General features: G+C 68.0%; 16 protein-coding genes. 15 read left to right on the forward strand and 1 reads right to left on the reverse strand.

The annotated features are described in order from the left end of the window. Positions 1 to 8 precede the first annotated feature (8 nt). From AC1DFR_RS00080 to nusB, 5 genes are all read left to right on the forward strand, one after another. The gene (locus tag AC1DFR_RS00080) at positions 9 to 563 is read left to right on the forward strand and encodes a shikimate kinase (protein WP_476870919.1); all 555 of its coding nucleotides are present in this window, start codon (positions 9 to 11) and stop codon (positions 561 to 563) included. Continuing rightward, complete coding sequence (gene aroB, locus AC1DFR_RS00085) at positions 563 to 1,654, forward strand: 3-dehydroquinate synthase (protein WP_079554549.1); 1,092 nt, start codon at positions 563 to 565, stop codon at positions 1,652 to 1,654. Before AC1DFR_RS00080 ends, aroB begins: the two co-directional genes overlap by 1 nt. After that, the gene (locus AC1DFR_RS00090; protein ID WP_476870918.1) at positions 1,654 to 2,172 is read left to right on the forward strand and encodes a tetratricopeptide repeat protein; all 519 of its coding nucleotides are present in this window, start codon (positions 1,654 to 1,656) and stop codon (positions 2,170 to 2,172) included. Before aroB ends, AC1DFR_RS00090 begins: the two co-directional genes overlap by 1 nt. A 155-nt stretch (positions 2,173 to 2,327) precedes the next feature. Next, complete coding sequence (gene efp, locus AC1DFR_RS00095) at positions 2,328 to 2,891, forward strand: elongation factor P (RefSeq protein ID WP_018773146.1); 564 nt, start codon at positions 2,328 to 2,330, stop codon at positions 2,889 to 2,891. Then, the gene (gene nusB / locus AC1DFR_RS00100) at positions 2,891 to 3,301 is read left to right on the forward strand and encodes a transcription antitermination factor NusB (RefSeq protein ID WP_018773145.1); all 411 of its coding nucleotides are present in this window, start codon (positions 2,891 to 2,893) and stop codon (positions 3,299 to 3,301) included. The genes efp and nusB overlap by 1 nt, the downstream gene beginning before the upstream one ends. Before the next feature lie 103 nt (positions 3,302 to 3,404). Here the strand turns inward: nusB and AC1DFR_RS00105 are convergent, their stop codons facing one another. Next, positions 3,405 to 4,679 carry a PrsW family intramembrane metalloprotease gene (locus AC1DFR_RS00105; protein WP_476872423.1) on the reverse strand — a complete coding sequence of 425 codons (1,275 nt, stop codon included), beginning with the start codon at positions 4,677 to 4,679 and terminating at the stop codon, positions 3,405 to 3,407. Positions 4,680 to 4,815: 136 nt separating this feature from the next. Between AC1DFR_RS00105 and pyrR the strand changes: the two genes are divergently transcribed. From pyrR to rpoZ, 10 genes are all read left to right on the forward strand, one after another. Then, on the forward strand, positions 4,816 to 5,442 hold the full coding sequence (gene pyrR / locus AC1DFR_RS00110) for a bifunctional pyr operon transcriptional regulator/uracil phosphoribosyltransferase PyrR (RefSeq protein ID WP_476857078.1): 627 nt from the start codon (positions 4,816 to 4,818) through the stop codon (positions 5,440 to 5,442). Then, the gene (locus AC1DFR_RS00115) at positions 5,439 to 6,515 is read left to right on the forward strand and encodes an aspartate carbamoyltransferase catalytic subunit (protein WP_476872424.1); all 1,077 of its coding nucleotides are present in this window, start codon (positions 5,439 to 5,441) and stop codon (positions 6,513 to 6,515) included. The genes pyrR and AC1DFR_RS00115 overlap by 4 nt, the downstream gene beginning before the upstream one ends. After that, positions 6,515 to 7,903, forward strand: coding sequence for a dihydroorotase (locus tag AC1DFR_RS00120; protein ID WP_476858425.1), 1,389 nt, complete (start codon positions 6,515 to 6,517; stop codon positions 7,901 to 7,903). The genes AC1DFR_RS00115 and AC1DFR_RS00120 overlap by 1 nt, the downstream gene beginning before the upstream one ends. Further along, a complete protein-coding gene (locus AC1DFR_RS00125) occupies positions 7,900 to 8,421 on the forward strand; it encodes a PH-like domain-containing protein (protein WP_476857076.1) in 522 nt (173 codons plus the stop codon). The genes AC1DFR_RS00120 and AC1DFR_RS00125 overlap by 4 nt, the downstream gene beginning before the upstream one ends. A gap of 37 nt (positions 8,422 to 8,458) precedes the next feature. Beyond that, positions 8,459 to 9,718 (forward strand): glutamine-hydrolyzing carbamoyl-phosphate synthase small subunit, encoded by a 1,260-nt coding sequence (gene carA / locus AC1DFR_RS00130; RefSeq protein WP_476857075.1) that lies wholly within the window; start codon positions 8,459 to 8,461, stop codon positions 9,716 to 9,718. Next, the gene (gene carB, locus AC1DFR_RS00135) at positions 9,718 to 13,017 is read left to right on the forward strand and encodes a carbamoyl-phosphate synthase large subunit (protein WP_476858426.1); all 3,300 of its coding nucleotides are present in this window, start codon (positions 9,718 to 9,720) and stop codon (positions 13,015 to 13,017) included. The genes carA and carB overlap by 1 nt, the downstream gene beginning before the upstream one ends. Then, positions 13,010 to 13,876 carry an orotidine-5'-phosphate decarboxylase gene (gene pyrF, locus AC1DFR_RS00140; protein WP_476872425.1) on the forward strand — a complete coding sequence of 289 codons (867 nt, stop codon included), beginning with the start codon at positions 13,010 to 13,012 and terminating at the stop codon, positions 13,874 to 13,876. The genes carB and pyrF overlap by 8 nt, the downstream gene beginning before the upstream one ends. A 189-nt stretch (positions 13,877 to 14,065) precedes the next feature. Beyond that, positions 14,066 to 14,383, forward strand: coding sequence for an integration host factor, actinobacterial type (gene mihF, locus AC1DFR_RS00145; RefSeq protein ID WP_223916673.1), 318 nt, complete (start codon positions 14,066 to 14,068; stop codon positions 14,381 to 14,383). Between the two features lie 40 nt (positions 14,384 to 14,423). Next, positions 14,424 to 14,996 (forward strand): guanylate kinase, encoded by a 573-nt coding sequence (gene gmk / locus AC1DFR_RS00150; RefSeq protein WP_028276459.1) that lies wholly within the window; start codon positions 14,424 to 14,426, stop codon positions 14,994 to 14,996. Positions 14,997 to 15,035: 39 nt separating this feature from the next. Next, complete coding sequence (gene rpoZ / locus AC1DFR_RS00155; protein ID WP_018773134.1) at positions 15,036 to 15,296, forward strand: DNA-directed RNA polymerase subunit omega; 261 nt, start codon at positions 15,036 to 15,038, stop codon at positions 15,294 to 15,296. Positions 15,297 to 15,344 lie beyond the last annotated feature (48 nt).

Consider the following 15,344-nt stretch of genomic DNA (forward strand, 5'->3'; position numbering starts at 1 on the left):
TTGGGCCGGTGGTCCTGATCGGACCGATGGCCGTGGGCAAATCGGCGATCGGACAGCAGCTCGCCGAGCACTTGGGGTGTGCCTTCATGGACACCGACGCCCTCGTGGTGGCCCAGCACGGGACGATCGCCGAGATCTTCGCCAGCCGTGGCGAACACGCCTTCCGCGAAATGGAGGCCCGGGCCGTGGCCCAGGCCATCGAAGAGGCACAGGGCGGCACCGCCGTCATTTCGCTCGGCGGCGGGGCCGTCCTTGATTCCGGTACGCAGCAGCTCCTGGGCCGCTGTACCGTTGTTTACCTCGAATGCGACGCCGAGACTGTGGCGGAACGCATCGCCAGAAATTCGGGCCGGCCGCTCCTGGCCGGCGACGCCATGGGCCGGTGGCGGACCTTGTTCGCCACCCGGCAGCCGGTCTACGAACGGCTCGCCGACCTCGTCCTCGATGTCCGGCGCGGCAGCGTTCCGGAGCTGGCTCACCGGCTGGAAGATGCGCTGGGGGAGCGCGCCGCGGCTAAGGCCGCGGCGGTGCCCATTCCGGCGTCGACAAAGGAAGTTGAATAGTGAGTACCGAATCAACCGTCATCAAAGTCACCGGACAAACGCCGGGTGAGAACTACGACGTCGTAGTGGGCCGCGGCCTTCTGGCAAGCCTGCCGGGCCTGCTGGGTGAGCGCGTCAAGCGCGTCCTGGTCATCCACCCCCGTGCGCTGCGGTTGACCGGGGACACCGTCCGGGAAGAGCTGGCCGCCGCCGGGTTCACCGCGCTGACCGCAGAAATCCCCGACGCCGAAGAGGGCAAACACATCGAGGTCGCCTCGTTCTGCTGGCAGGTGCTGGGGCAGAACGACTTCACCCGCTCCGATGCCATCGTCGCCGTCGGCGGCGGCGCCGTCACCGACCTGGCCGGCTTTGTCGCCGCGACCTGGCTGCGCGGCGTGAAGGTCATCCACATGCCCACGAGCCTGCTGGGCATGGTGGACGCCTCGGTCGGCGGCAAGACCGGCATCAACACCGCCGAGGGCAAGAACCTGGTGGGCGCGTTCCACCCGCCGGCCGGTGTCCTCGCGGACCTCGACACGCTGGAGACGCTGCCGAAGAACGAGATCATCTCCGGCATGGCCGAGGTCATCAAGTGCGGCTTCATCGCCGACCCGGCCATCCTGGACCTGATCGAGAAGGACCCGTCCGCGGTTTCCGATCCGCGCTCGGACATCCTGCGCGAACTGATCGAACGCGCCATCAGCGTCAAAGCCCGGGTGGTGTCCGAGGACCTGAAGGAAACCGGCCAGCGCGAGATCCTGAACTACGGCCACACCCTGGGCCACGCGATCGAACTCGCCGAGCGCTACTCCTGGCGGCACGGCGCCGCCGTCTCCGTGGGCATGATGTTCGCCGCCGAGCTTGCCCGCAGCGTCGGCCGGCTCAGCGACGCCGACGCCGACAGGCACCGGAGCATCCTGGAAAGCCTCGGGCTTCCCATCACGTACCGCCGCGACCGCTGGCAGGCCCTCCTGGACGGCATGCGCCGGGACAAGAAATCCCGCGGTGACCTGCTGCGGTTCGTGGTGCTCGACGGCGTTGGCCGGCCCGGCATCCTCGATGTCCCGGACACGTCCCTGCTGTTTGCCGCCTACCAGGAGATTGCCTCCTGATGCACATGGTCAAGGGCGGCACGAGCGAGTGGCCGGACGCGGGATTTCCCGGGATCCGGATCAACCCGCAGTCCCTGATGCCCCAGGTCGTCAATGACGAGGTCATGGCCGAGGCCCTGGCGGCCTCGACAGACCCCGGGGACCTGATCCTGGTCCGGCTCGTAGAAGGGCACGCGGCCGAAGCCGCCGAGCTCCTCGCCGAGGCCCGCTACAAGGACCCCGGCTCGCTCCGGCTGCGGATCTTCGAGGCGGACGTGCTCCGGGTCTCGAACCGGTTCGACCGGGCGGTGGAGGTGTTCCGCCAACTCCTCGCCGAGACCCAGGGCACCCTGGAGGAGGGCGCCGTCCGCCAGCACCTCGGCCGGTCCTACTTCGCCGGCGGGAACATCGGCGCCGCCGTCGAATCCTTCGCCAAGGCACTGGATCTGCGCGTCGCCGGGTCCGCCGACGCGGCCCTCATCTATGCCTCCACCGTTGCGTTGCAGCGCGCCAGGGACGTCCTGGAACAGCAGTCCTGAGCCTGCGTCAGGCAGCTGTCCGCCGGAACCGGTAGAATAGATCTTGGATTTTTGACAAATACGCGCTGGCGGCCCGCTTGGCATGCCGGCCCGGCATAGATCGTCCGGCCGATAGCACCGGCCTGATGGAACCAGAGAGAAACTAAGAGGATACAGTGGCAACCACTAACGACATCAAGAACGGAACCGTCCTTAAGCTCGAGGGCCAGCTTTGGAACATCATCGAGTTCCAGCACGTCAAGCCCGGCAAAGGTGGCGCGTTCGTGCGCACCAAGATGCGCAACGTGATGTCCGGCAAGGTCGTCGACAAGACCTTCAACGCCGGACTGAAGATTGAGACCGCCACGGTGGACCGCCGCGACTACCAGTACCTGTACCAGGACGGCGCCGACTTCGTCTTCATGGACACCTCGGACTTCGACCAGCTCACCGTCTCGGCCGCCACCGTCGGCGACGCCACCAACTTCATGCTCGAGAACCAGATGGTCAACATCGCCATCCACGAAGGCAACCCGCTCTACATCGAGCTGCCCCCGAGCGTCGTCCTCGAGATCACGTACACCGAGCCGGGCCTGCAGGGCGACCGCTCCTCGGCCGGCACCAAGCCCGCCACCCTCGAAACCGGGTACGAGATCCAGGTGCCGCTGTTCGTCGAGAACAACACCAAGGTCAAGGTCGACACCCGCGACGGCAGCTACCTCGGCCGGGTCAACGACTAGTGAGTGCGCGCGGTAAGGCCCGGAACCGGGCCCTCGATGTGCTCTTTGAGGCCGAGCAGCGCTCAGCCTCCGCGTTCGACGTGCTGAAGTCCCGCCGCGAGCAGACAGACCAGATCGTCAACCCCTACACCCTCGAAATCGTCGAAGGCGTGGTCTCGCACCAGGTAGCCATCGACGAATTCCTGGAGACCTATTCGCAGGGCTGGACCCTGGAGCGCATGCCCTCCGTGGACCGCATCATCCTGCGGATCGGCACGTGGGAACTGCTCTACAACGACGACGTCCCGGACGGCGTGGCGGTCAGCGAGGCTGTGGCCTTGGCCAAGACGCTCTCCACGGACGAGTCGCCGTCGTTCATCAACGGCCTGCTGGGCCGGCTGCAGCAGCTCAAGCCCTCGCTGCTGGCGTAAGCTCTCAGTGCCCCGAAGAACCCCGGCCAGGACATCCTGGCCGGGGTTCTTTCTTTTCCCCGGGTGCCCACGCTGGGCTGGCCCCACTGGGTTCCAACGGCCCCTAACCGACGACGGCGGACCGAAGCGCGGCGATCCCGGCGAGCTGGTGCTGCTCATCGCGCTGGTGTGCCGGCACGTCCCGGCCGCTGAGAATCCGTTGCCGGGTGAGGGCGAGCTGGGTGGCGGCATCGAGCAGCGCCTTCATCTGCACGCTCCGCCCCGTGGACCTGGCCCAGCGCAGCGCGGAACGGCGGCCGGCGGCGGTGGCCAGCATGTCTACCTCGGCCGCGGTAAACCAGCCCGCGGCCGCGTATTCCGTCAGCCGCTGACGGGTGAGCCTGCGCTCAGCCACCCGCAGCAGCGCGATCACCAGCACCGCCAGCAGGAAGATCGGCACCTGCACCATCACGTACCGGCCCAGGAAGTCCCGGCCCATGCTGTTCCAGGCGCTGTGCAACAGCATCGCGGGGACGAGGCCGGCGAAGAACGCCAGCACGGACAGCCCGGTGTTCCCGCGGCCGGCGGCGAAGCCCATCACCAGACCGGTCGTACCCGTGAAAATGGCGTGGGCGAAGGGTGAGAGGACCCCGCGGAGAAAGAAAACCACCGCGAGGTCCGTGCCGGGATCGCTGGATTCGGCGATGGCGCGGCCGAAGTAGAGGATGTTCTCGGTAAACGCGAAGCCCGCCGCGATCGTGAAGGCGAACACCACACCGTCGACCGGTCCGTTGAAGTGTTTCGGGGCAAAGAGCACGAGCAACAGCAGCCCCAGGGACTTGGCGAATTCCTCCACCACCGGCGCCTGGACCGTCACGGCGAACGTCGTATAGTCCAGTCCCGAGGCGGGCCCGGCCACCAGTGAGAAATAGGGCTGGATCAGCATCGTCACCGCGATCGAGACGACGGCTCCCCAGGCAAACGCGAAAAGCAGCAGGGGTTTCGGCTCAGGTTCCCAGCGGTCGATGAAGCGCACCGTCAGCAATACGGTCCCCAGGGGAACCAGCGAGGCCACGAAACCAACGGCAAAGCCGGTGATTCCGGTCCTTTCCAGCAGGAAGGGCACCACCAGGAAGAGGCAGAGGAACGCCAGGAATCCGCCGGCCATCACCAGGCCAAAAACGCCGGAACCGCGGCCGTTCTTCCAGCCCGGGCTGCCTCCCGCCGGCCCGGCGGGAGGCAGTGCCGGCTGCAACTGGCCGCCGTCGTTGGCAGGGGCCCACTGGTAGTTCGCGGGCTGGACACGCCCCAGCCACGTCGGGTTGGCCTGCCGGGGCAGCGGCCCCTGGCGCGGGCCGCCAGGGTGCTCATGCCCCGGCCGCGGTCCGTTCATCGTCATGGAACCGAGCCTATGTCCGTGTGAGGTTAAACGCATTCCGGCGGCGACGGGGCAGCAGTGCCGTTGTGGTAATTTGAAAGGGCAAATAATCCTTTTTTAATTCCGTCCCGTGAGGCGGGGAAAGGGGAGACGAGCTTTGACTTCCGTGCCTTCAGCACCGGGTCCGGCGCAGGTGGTGCTCACCCGGGTTGTCCTCAACCAGGCTGACATCGACCGCGCGCTCACTCGTATCGCCCATGAAATTCTTGAGGCCAACAAGGGCTCCCAGGACCTCGTCCTGCTGGGCATCCCGCGCCGGGGCTATCCCCTCGCCGTCCGCCTCGCCGCCAAGATCGCCGCCGCGGATCCCACCGTGGACGCCGCGGCCATTGTTGGCCAACTCGACGTCACGATGTTCCGCGACGACCTCTCGCACCAGCCCACCAGGCCGCCGTACCCCACCCAGCTGCCGCGCACCGGCATCGACAACAAAGTTGTGGTGCTGATCGACGACGTCCTCTATTCCGGGCGCACCATCCGGGCAGCACTGGACGCCATCATCGACCTCGGCCGGCCGCGGATTGTCCGCCTCGCCGTGCTGATCGACCGCGGCCACCGGGAACTGCCCATCCGCGCCGACCATGTCGGCAAGAACCTGCCTACCTCCTCATCGGAGAAGGTCCGGGTCCGGCTCGAGGAAACCGATTCTGCCGGAGGCGGGGCAGCAGACGGCGCCCCCGACGGCGTCCCCGTCAATGAAGTGGTCATCGAGGCCACCGCATGAGGCACCTGCTCTCCACCGAAGACCTGAGCCTGCACAACGCCATCCGCATCCTGGACACCGCCGAGGAAATGGCTGCGGTGGGGGAGCGCGAGGTCAAAAAGCTCCCCGCCCTGCGGGGGCGCACCGTGGTCAACCTCTTCTTCGAGGACTCCACCCGCACCCGGATCTCCTTCGAAGCCGCCGCCAAGCGGCTCTCCGCCGACGTCATCAACTTCGCCGCGAAGGGCTCGTCCGTCTCCAAGGGCGAGTCGCTGAAGGACACCGCCCAGACCCTCGCCGCGATGGGCGCCGACGCCGTCGTCATCCGGCACTGGGCCTCCGGCGCCCCGCACCGGCTCGCCGCGACCGACTGGATCGACGCCGCCGTCATCAACGCCGGCGACGGCACCCACGAACACCCCACCCAGGCGTTGCTGGACGCGTTCACGATGCGCCGGCACTGGTCGAAGCTGGCCGGCACGCCGTCGGCCGGCGCCGACCTCAAAGGCATGCGCGTCGCCATCGCCGGTGACGTCCTGCACTCGCGCGTTGCCCGCTCCAACGTCTGGCTGCTGCGCACCCTCGGCGCCGAGGTCACCCTCGTCGCGCCGCCCACGCTGCTCCCCATCGGCGTCGAAAAATGGCCGTGCGCCGTCAGCTTCGACCTCGACGAGACCCTCGCCCAAGGCGTGGACGCCATGATGATGCTCCGCGTCCAGGGCGAACGGATGAATGCCTCCTTCTTCCCCACCACCCGCGAATACTCGCGGCGCTGGGGCTTCGACGACAACCGGCTCCGTGCCCTCGACAGCCTGGGGCTCAAGGACACCATCATCATGCACCCCGGTCCCATGAACCGCGGGCTGGAAATCTCCGCGGCCGCGGCCGACTCGCCCCGCTCCACCGTGCTGGCGCAGGTGCGCAACGGCGTGTCGGTCCGGATGGCGGCACTGTACCTGCTCCTGTCCGGGGAGAACCGCGAGCCGGCCGCCGCACCAGTTTCTGCCACTGCCTCTACGGCCGCGTCCGCGGCCGCGTCCGCGGCGCACGCCGCCATTCCGAACCTCACTTATTCCCACCAGGAGAGCCACTGATGGCCGATCAGCACCAGAACGCAGACAACAGCGGCGCCTACCTCATCCGGGGGGCCTCGATCCTGGGCGGAGCAGCCGAGGACCTCCTGATCCGGGCCGGCGTGATCGCCGCCCGCGGCCGCCAGCTGGACGCCGAAGGCGCCGGGGTGCGGGACGCAACAGTAATCGACGCCGCGGGCCTTGTCGCGCTCCCGGGCATGGTGGACATCCACACCCACCTGCGCGAACCCGGCCGCGAAGACGCCGAAACCGTCGAAACCGGCACCCGCGCCGCCGCCCTGGGCGGCTACACGGCCGTGCACGCCATGGCCAACAGCACCCCGGTGGCGGACACCGCCGGCGTCGTGGAGCAAGTCCTCACCCTTGGCCGGACCGCCGGCTGGGTGGACGTCCGTCCGGTGGGGGCAGTCACCGTGGGCCTCGCGGGGGAGCAGCTCGCCGAGCTCGGCGCCATGGCCGACTCCCGCGCCCACGTCCGCGTGTTCTCCGACGACGGCATCTGCGTCCACGATCCGGTGCTGATGCGCCGCGCGCTCGAATACGTCAAGGCGTTCGACGGCGTCGTGGCCCAGCACGCGCAGGAACCCCGACTCACCGCCGGCGCCCAGATGAACGAGGGCGAGGTCTCCGCCGTCCTCGGCCTGGCCGGCTGGCCGGCCGTCGCCGAAGAGAGCATCATCGCCCGGGACGTGCTGCTGGCCCAGCACGTCGGGTCCCGCCTGCACGTCTGCCACGTCTCCACGGCCGGGTCCGTGGAGATCATCCGCTGGGCCAAGTCCCGCGGCGTCAACGTCACGGCCGAGGTCACCCCGCACCACCTCTGGCTCACGGATGAGCTCGCCCGCAGCTACGACCCCGTCTACAAGGTCAACCCGCCGCTGCGCACGGACGCCGATGTCCAGGCCCTCCGGGCCGCCCTGGCCGATGGCACGATCGACGTCGTCGGCACCGACCACGCCCCGCACCCGAGCGAACACAAGGAATGCGAGTGGGCGCAGGCGGCCATGGGCATGACCGGGCTGGAAACCGCGCTCTCCGTGGTCCAGCACACCATGATCGAAACAGGCCTGATGGGCTGGGAGGATTTTGCCCGCGTGACCTCCACGGCGCCGGCCGCCATCGGCCGGGTCCAGGACCAGGGCCGCCCGCTCGAGGCCGGGGAGCCTGCCAACGTCATACTCGTGGACCCGGCTGCGCGCTGGACCGTGGACCCTTCTAAGATGGCAACCATGGGCCGTAACTCTCCGTTTGCCGGCCGGGAACTGCCGGGGAAGGTAGTGGCGACGTTCTTCAAGGGCCACCCGACCGTTCTCGACGGAAAACTCAACACCCCGTACCGGTGGCCGGCCGAAGCGGTCGACGCAGGACCGGCGGGCCGCCGCCCGTGAGTGTCAAGGACCTCTCCCTGCTCTTCACGCTCGTCCTGATTGGCGTCGCGCTTGCCCTCATCGCCGTCGGCTGGCGTAACCGCCTGCGCCGCCAGTCCGACGTCGAGCCCCTCCCCGAGGTTCCCGCCGAACTCGGCGCCCCGCTGGCCGCCGCCGACGGCCAGTACGTCGCCTCCACCACCGCCGGCGACTGGCTGGACCGGATCGCCGTGCACAATCTGGGCATCCGCACCAACGCCAAGCTCTCCGTGCACCCCGAAGGCGTGCTGTTCGAGCGCGCGGGCGCCGGCCCGGTGTTCATCCCGACCGGATGCCTGACCGGTGTGCGGCAGGAAAGCGGCATGGCCGGAAAGTTCGTGGAAAAGGACGGCCTGCTGGTGCTCAGCTGGATGCTCGGTTCCCACGAACTCGACACCGGCTACAGGACGCGCCGCGCCGAGGACAAGGCCGTGCTCCTCACCACCCTCCAAGATTTGATCTCCGCAGCCCCTCAGGCAGAAGCCGATAGTGGAAAGTAACGACGTGACGGAATCCAACGAAGTGACAGAAACAGCAGTGTCAGAAAAAACAGTGACAGAAGAATCAGTGCCAGCTAACCCCACTGCACCCGCAGCAGCATCCACCCCCGCGGTCCTCGTGCTCGAGGACGGCCGGATTTTCCGCGGCACCAGCTACGGCGCCACCGGAACGGCCCTCGGCGAGGCAGTCTTCGCGACCGGCATGACCGGCTACCAGGAGACCATCACCGACCCCTCCTACGCTCGCCAGCTCGTGGTCCAGACCGCGCCGCACATTGGCAACACCGGCGTCAACACCGACGACGCCGAGTCCCGCCGCATCTGGGTGGCCGGCTACATCGTCCGCGACGCCGCGCGCCGGCCCTCCAACTGGCGTTCCGAACGCCCCCTCGACGACGAGCTCGTCGAGCAGGGGATCGTCGGCATCCAGGGCGTCGACACCCGCGCCATCACCCGCCACCTGCGCGAACACAAGACCATGCGCGCCGGCATCTTCTCCGGCGACGCCGCCCGCGCCACGGACAAGGAACTCGTCGACGCTGTCCTGGCCAGCGCGCCGATGGAAGGCTCACGGCTCGCCGAGGAAGTCAGCGTGGACGCCGCCTACACGGTGGAGCCCAAGGACTTCGGCTGGGACGGCGAGCCGCGGTTCAGCATTGCCGCCATCGATTTGGGCATCAAGCGCATGACCCCCGTACGGTTCGCCGAGCGCGGGGTCCGGGTGCACGTGCTGCCCGCCACGGCAACCCTCGCCGACGTCCAGGCTGTCAACCCGGACGGCTTCTTCATGTCCAACGGCCCCGGCGACCCCGCCACCGCGGACAACCAAGTGGCGCTGCTGCGCTCCGTGCTCGATGAGAAGATCCCGTACTTCGGCATCTGCTTCGGCAACCAGATCCTCGGCCGGGCCCTCGGGTTCGGCACCTACAAGCTCCGCTACGGCCACCGCGGCCTGAACCAGCCCGTGATGGACCGCCGCACCGGCAAGGTCGAAATCACTTCGCAGAACCACGGCTTCGCCGTCGACGCCCCGCTCAACGGCGCCACCCAGGCCCCCGAGGAGCGCTTCGGCCGGGTCGAGGTCAGCCACGTGAGCCTCAACGACGACGTCGTCGAGGGGCTGTCCTGCCTCGACATTCCGGCCTTCTCCGTGCAGTACCACCCCGAAGCGGCCGCCGGCCCGCACGACGCCGCCTACCTCTTCGACCGCTTCATCGAGCTGATGGCGGACGCTTCTTCAAAGACAGAGACCGGCACAAAGACTGCCACCGATTCCAAGACTGGGGACACGAAGTAATGCCCAAGAGAACTGACCTCAAGAGCGTCATGGTCATCGGGTCCGGCCCGATCGTGATCGGCCAGGCGGCCGAATTCGATTACTCCGGCACCCAGGCGCTGCGCGTCCTCAAGGAGGAAGGCCTGCGGGTCATCCTCGTCAACTCCAACCCGGCCACCATCATGACGGACCCCGAGTTCGCTGACGCGACCTACATCGAACCGATCACCCCCGAAGTGGTGGAGAAAATCATCGCCAAGGAGCGCCCCGACGCGCTCCTGCCGACCCTCGGCGGCCAGACGGCCCTCAACACGGCCATCGCGCTGGACAAGAACGGCGTCCTGGAGAAGTACAACGTCGAGCTGATCGGCGCCAATATCGCCGCGATTGAGCTGGGCGAGGACCGCGAGAAGTTCAAGGGCGTCGTCGAGCGCTGCGGCGCCGAGTCGGCCCGCAGCCACATCATCCACACCATGGACGAGGCTCTCGCCGCGGCCGGTGACCTCGGTTACCCGATGGTCGTCCGGCCCTCCTTCACCATGGGCGGCCTGGGCTCCGGGCTGGCCTACGACGAGGGGGACCTGCGCCGGATTGTCGGCCAGGGCCTGCAGTACAGCCCCACGTCCGAGGTGCTGCTCGAAGAGAGCATCCTCGGCTGGAAGGAGTACGAGCTCGAGATGATGCGCGACAAGAACGACAACGTCGTGGTGGTCTGCTCCATCGAGAACTTCGACCCCGTGGGCGTCCACACCGGCGACTCCATCACCGTCGCCCCCGCCCTGACCCTCACCGACCGCGAATACCAGCGGCTGCGCGACATCTCCATCGCCGTCATCCGCGAAGTCGGCGTCGACACCGGCGGCTGCAACATCCAGTTCGCCGTCGAGCCGGACACCGGCCGCGTCGTCGTGATCGAAATGAACCCCCGCGTCTCCCGTTCCTCCGCCCTCGCGTCCAAGGCCACCGGCTTCGCGATCGCGAAGATTGCCACCAAGCTGTCCCTCGGCTACACCCTGGACGAGATCCCGAACGACATCACCCAGAAGACCCCGGCGTCCTTCGAACCGACCCTGGACTACGTGGTGGTGAAGGTCCCGCGCTTCGCGTTCGAGAAGTTCCCGGCGGCGGACCCCACCCTGACCACCACCATGAAGTCGGTGGGCGAGGCCATGGCCATGGGCCGGAACTTCACCGAGGCGCTGCAGAAGGCCTTGCGCTCCCTGGAGCAGAAGGGCTCCCAGCTGGACTTCAGCCACGTCCCGGAATGGGAAGTCGCGGAGCTGATCGAGAAGTCCAAGCGTCCCACCACCGAGCGCCTGCACCAGGTGCAGCGCGCCATGCTCGGCGGCGCCACCGTGGAACAGCTCTTCGAGGCGACCAAGATCGACCCCTGGTACCTGGACCAGCTCCAGCTGCTGAACGAGATCTCGCTCGAAATCCGCCAGGCCGCGGCGCTGACGCCGGAGATGCTGACTCGCGCCAAGCGCCACGGCTTCTCCGACGAACAGATCGGTGCGCTGACCCACAACTCCGAGGACGTAGTCCGCGGGGTCCGGCAGGCCCTGGGCATCCGTCCCGTCTACAAGACCGTGGACACCTGCGCGGCCGAGTTCGCCGCCTACACCCCGTACCACTACTCCTCCTATGACGAGGAGGACGAGGTTGCGCTGCACGCCAAGCCGTCCATCATCATCCTCGGGTCCGGCCCCAACCGGATCGGCCAGGGCATCGAGTTCGACTACTCCTGCGTGCACGCCTCGATGGCGCTGCGCAAGGCCGGCTACGAGACCGTGATGGTCAACTGCAACCCGGAAACCGTCTCCACCGACTACGACGTCTCCACCCGGCTCTACTTCGAACCGCTCACCCTGGAGGACGTCCTCGAGGTCATCGCGGCCGAGGAGCGCACCGGCGGGGTCATGGGCGTCTTCGTTCAGCTCGGCGGCCAGACCCCGCTCAAGCTCGCCCAGCAGCTCGCCGACGCCGGCGTGCCGATCCTCGGCACCTCGCCGGAGGCCATCGACCTGGCCGAACACCGCGGCGCCTTCTCCCGCGTCCTCGACAAGGCCGGGCTCGTCTCGCCGAAGAACGGCACCGCCGTGTCCTTCGAGGACGCCAAGAAGATCGCCGACGAGATCGGCTACCCGGTCCTGGTCCGGCCCTCCTACGTCCTCGGCGGACGCGGCATGGAGATCGTCTACGACGAGCCCAACCTCTCCCGCTACATCGCCAACGCCACCGAGATCACCCCCGACCACCCGGTCCTGATCGACCGCTTCCTCGAGGACGCCGTCGAGATCGACGTCGATGCCCTCTACGACGGCACGGAGATGTACCTCGGCGGCATCATGGAACACATCGAGGAGGCCGGCATCCACTCCGGCGACTCGGCCTGCGTCCTGCCGCCCATCACCCTGGGCGGCAACGTACTGGAACGGGTGCGCACCGCCACCTTGGCGATCGCCGAGGGCGTGGGCGTCCGCGGCCTGATCAACATCCAGTTCGCCCTGGCCTCCGACGTGCTCTACGTCCTCGAAGCCAACCCGCGCGCGTCCCGCACCGTCCCGTTCGTCTCCAAGGCCACGGGTGTCCAGATGGCGAAAGCCGCGGCCCTGATCGGCACCGGCGTCACCATCAACCAGCTCCGCAGCGCCTACAAGATGCTGCCGGAGAGCGGCGACGGCTCCACCCTGCCGCTGGACGCGCCGGTCTCGGTCAAGGAAGCCGTGCTGCCGTTCAGCCGCTTCCGCACCCCGGAGGGCAAGGTGGTGGACTCCCTGCTCGGCCCGGAAATGCGCTCCACGGGCGAGGTCATGGGCATCGACAAGCACTTCGATACGGCCTTCGCCAAGAGCCAGGCGGCCGCGAACAACGCCCTGCCCACCGAGGGCAAGATCTTCGTCTCGGTGGCCAACCGGGACAAGCGCTCGGTCATCATGGGCGTCAAGCGGCTCTCGGACCTCGGCTTCGAGATCGTCTCCACCGGCGGCACAGCCGACGTGCTCCGCCGCAACGGGATCCAGGCCACCCCGGTCCGGAAGGTCGCCGAAGGTTCCAGCGCCGAAGGCGAAGGCACCATCGCCGACCTCATCATCGCCGGCGAGATCGACATGGTCTTCAACACCCCCTCCGGCGGCGAGGCCCGCAGCGACGGCTACGAACTCCGTGCCGCCGCGACCTCGATCGGGATCCCGTGCATCACCACCGTGGCCGAGTTCAACGCCGCCGTCCAGGCCATCGAGGCGCTGCGCACCTACGAATGGTCGGTCACGAGCCTGCAGGAACACGCCGCGAACCTGAAGGCGCTCCAGGATGCCTGAGGCATCCACCGCCCCGGCGGCCGGCCGGGAGACTTTCGGCTCCCGGCTGGGGCGGGCCATGGCGGACCGCGGCCCGCTGTGCGTCGGCATCGACCCGCACCCGGCGCTGCTGCAGCGCTGGGGGCTCACTGACGACGCCGCCGGGCTGGAACGCTTCTCGCTGACCGTGCTGGAGGCAGTGGGCTCCCTCGCTGCCGCGGTGAAACCGCAGGTGGCCCTGTACGAGCGCCACGGATCGGCTGGAATCGCCGTGCTCGAACGCACCCTGGCCGCGGCGGCGGAAGCGTCCGTGCTGACCATCGCGGACGCCAAACGCGGCGACATCGGCTCCACCATGGCCGCCTACGCGGATGCCTGGCTGCGGGACGGCTCGGCCCTGGCCGCGGATTCGGTGACGTTGAGCCCGTACCTGGGCTTTGAGTCGCTCCGGCCCGCCCTGGACCTGGCGGCCGGGACCGGCCGCGGGGTGTTCGTCCTCGCGCTGACTTCGAACCCGGAGGGCGCCTCGGTCCAGCACGTCGGCGGGGGCGATTCCGTCGCGCGGCGGATCACGGAAGCGGCCGCGGTGGAGAACCAGCGCTATGACGGTTCGCTCGGTTCCGTGGGCCTGGTGGTCGGTGCCACGGTGGGCTCGGCCCTTTCCGCACTGGATATCGATCTGGCGGCGGTCCGCGGGCCGATCCTGGCCCCGGGGCTGGGCGCTCAGGGCGCCACGGCCGCGGACCTGCGCCGCACGTTCGGTGCGGCCTATCCCCAGGTCCTGGGGACCTCGAGCCGGGAGATTCTCGGCGCCGGACCGCAGCTGCAGTCCCTCCGGGATGCCGCGCGGCGCACCCTCGACGAACTCCTCGCGGCTTAGCGGCAGCCGCCTCGCCGGCCCGGGACCGGAGCTGCCGGACCCGGGCCGGGGGCCGTCCCGTTCGGAATTGTGCTTTTCCCGTTCCCGAACTGGCCGGCGCGCAGATTTCCATTGATTTCTGCCGCCGCCTGACGGTAGGTTCGGGGCAAGGGCATGAGTGCCCCGTCCCGCCATGCAGGGAGGCCTTCCGTGAGTTTGAGACCACTCACTCCTCAGGAGCGTTCCGACGCCCTTCGCAAGGCCGCTGCCGCAAGGGCCACCAGGGCCGAGGCAAAGGAGCGGCTCAAGACGGGCGAGCTGACCATCGCCAATGTCATCAGTGCCGCCGAATCCGACGACGCCATTGCCCGCATGAGAATCGTGGAGCTGCTCGAGGCCCTGCCCGGGATCGGCCGGGTCCGGGCGGCGGCCATCATGGACCAGCTCGGCATCGCACAATCCCGACGGGTCCGCGGCCTGGGAATCCACCAGCGCCGGGCGCTGGTAGATTTTATTGACGACAAGTAGCCCGGTCCGCCGAGCTGCCCACCACCGCCCAAAGGAATATGTGAGCAAGAAACCGGGACTGACAGTCCTCGCCGGCCCGACGGCTGTTGGCAAAGGCACCGTGTCCACCTACATCCGGGACAACTACCCCGGAGTCTGGCTCTCCGTGTCGGCCACCACGCGCCCGCCGCGGCCGGGGGAGCAGGACGGGATCCACTACTTCTTCAAATCGGCCGAGGAATTCGATTCCCTGGTCGAAAACGGCGAATTGCTCGAGTGGGCCGTCGTCCACGGCCGGAACCGCTACGGCACGCTGCGCAGCACGGTTGACGCCGCCATTGCCGAGGGCCGCTCGGTGCTGCTGGAGATCGATCTGCAGGGCGCCCGGCAGGTCAAGCAGGCCGTCCCGGATGCCCAGTTTGTGTTCCTGGCGCCCCCGAGCTGGGACGAAATGGTCCGCCGGCTGGTCGGCCGCGGCACGGAAAGCGCCGAAGAACAGCAGCAGAGGCTGGAAACCGCTAAACTAGAACTTGCCGCTGAACCGGAGTTCGACCACACCGTCATCAATGATGACGTTCGTCGGGCAGCGGACGAGCTTGTTTCACTCATGGGGCTGACCCCGAACCCGCGCTAGGCGCCGGGACGTACCGGCCCGTTAGAATTTGGAGAATTCGTGTCCACGAACCTTGAAGGCATCATCAACCCGCCGATCGACGAGCTGCTGAAGGCCGCCGACTCGAAGTACGGACTGGTGATTTTTGGTGCCAAGCGCGCACGCCAGATCAACGCGTACTACGCCCAGCTGCATGAGGGCCTGTTTGAGTACGTTGGCCCGCTGGTCGACACCAAGCTGAACGAGAAGTCCCTGTCGATCGCCCTGCGCGAGATCAACGAAGGCAAGCTCGTCTCCACGCCGATCGAAACCGCAGAGTAATTCCCCCCGCGGGAAGAGCCAAGTAAACAGACTGCCTGCTGACGGAGA

Source organism: Arthrobacter sp. 05T410, from assembly GCF_056396505.1.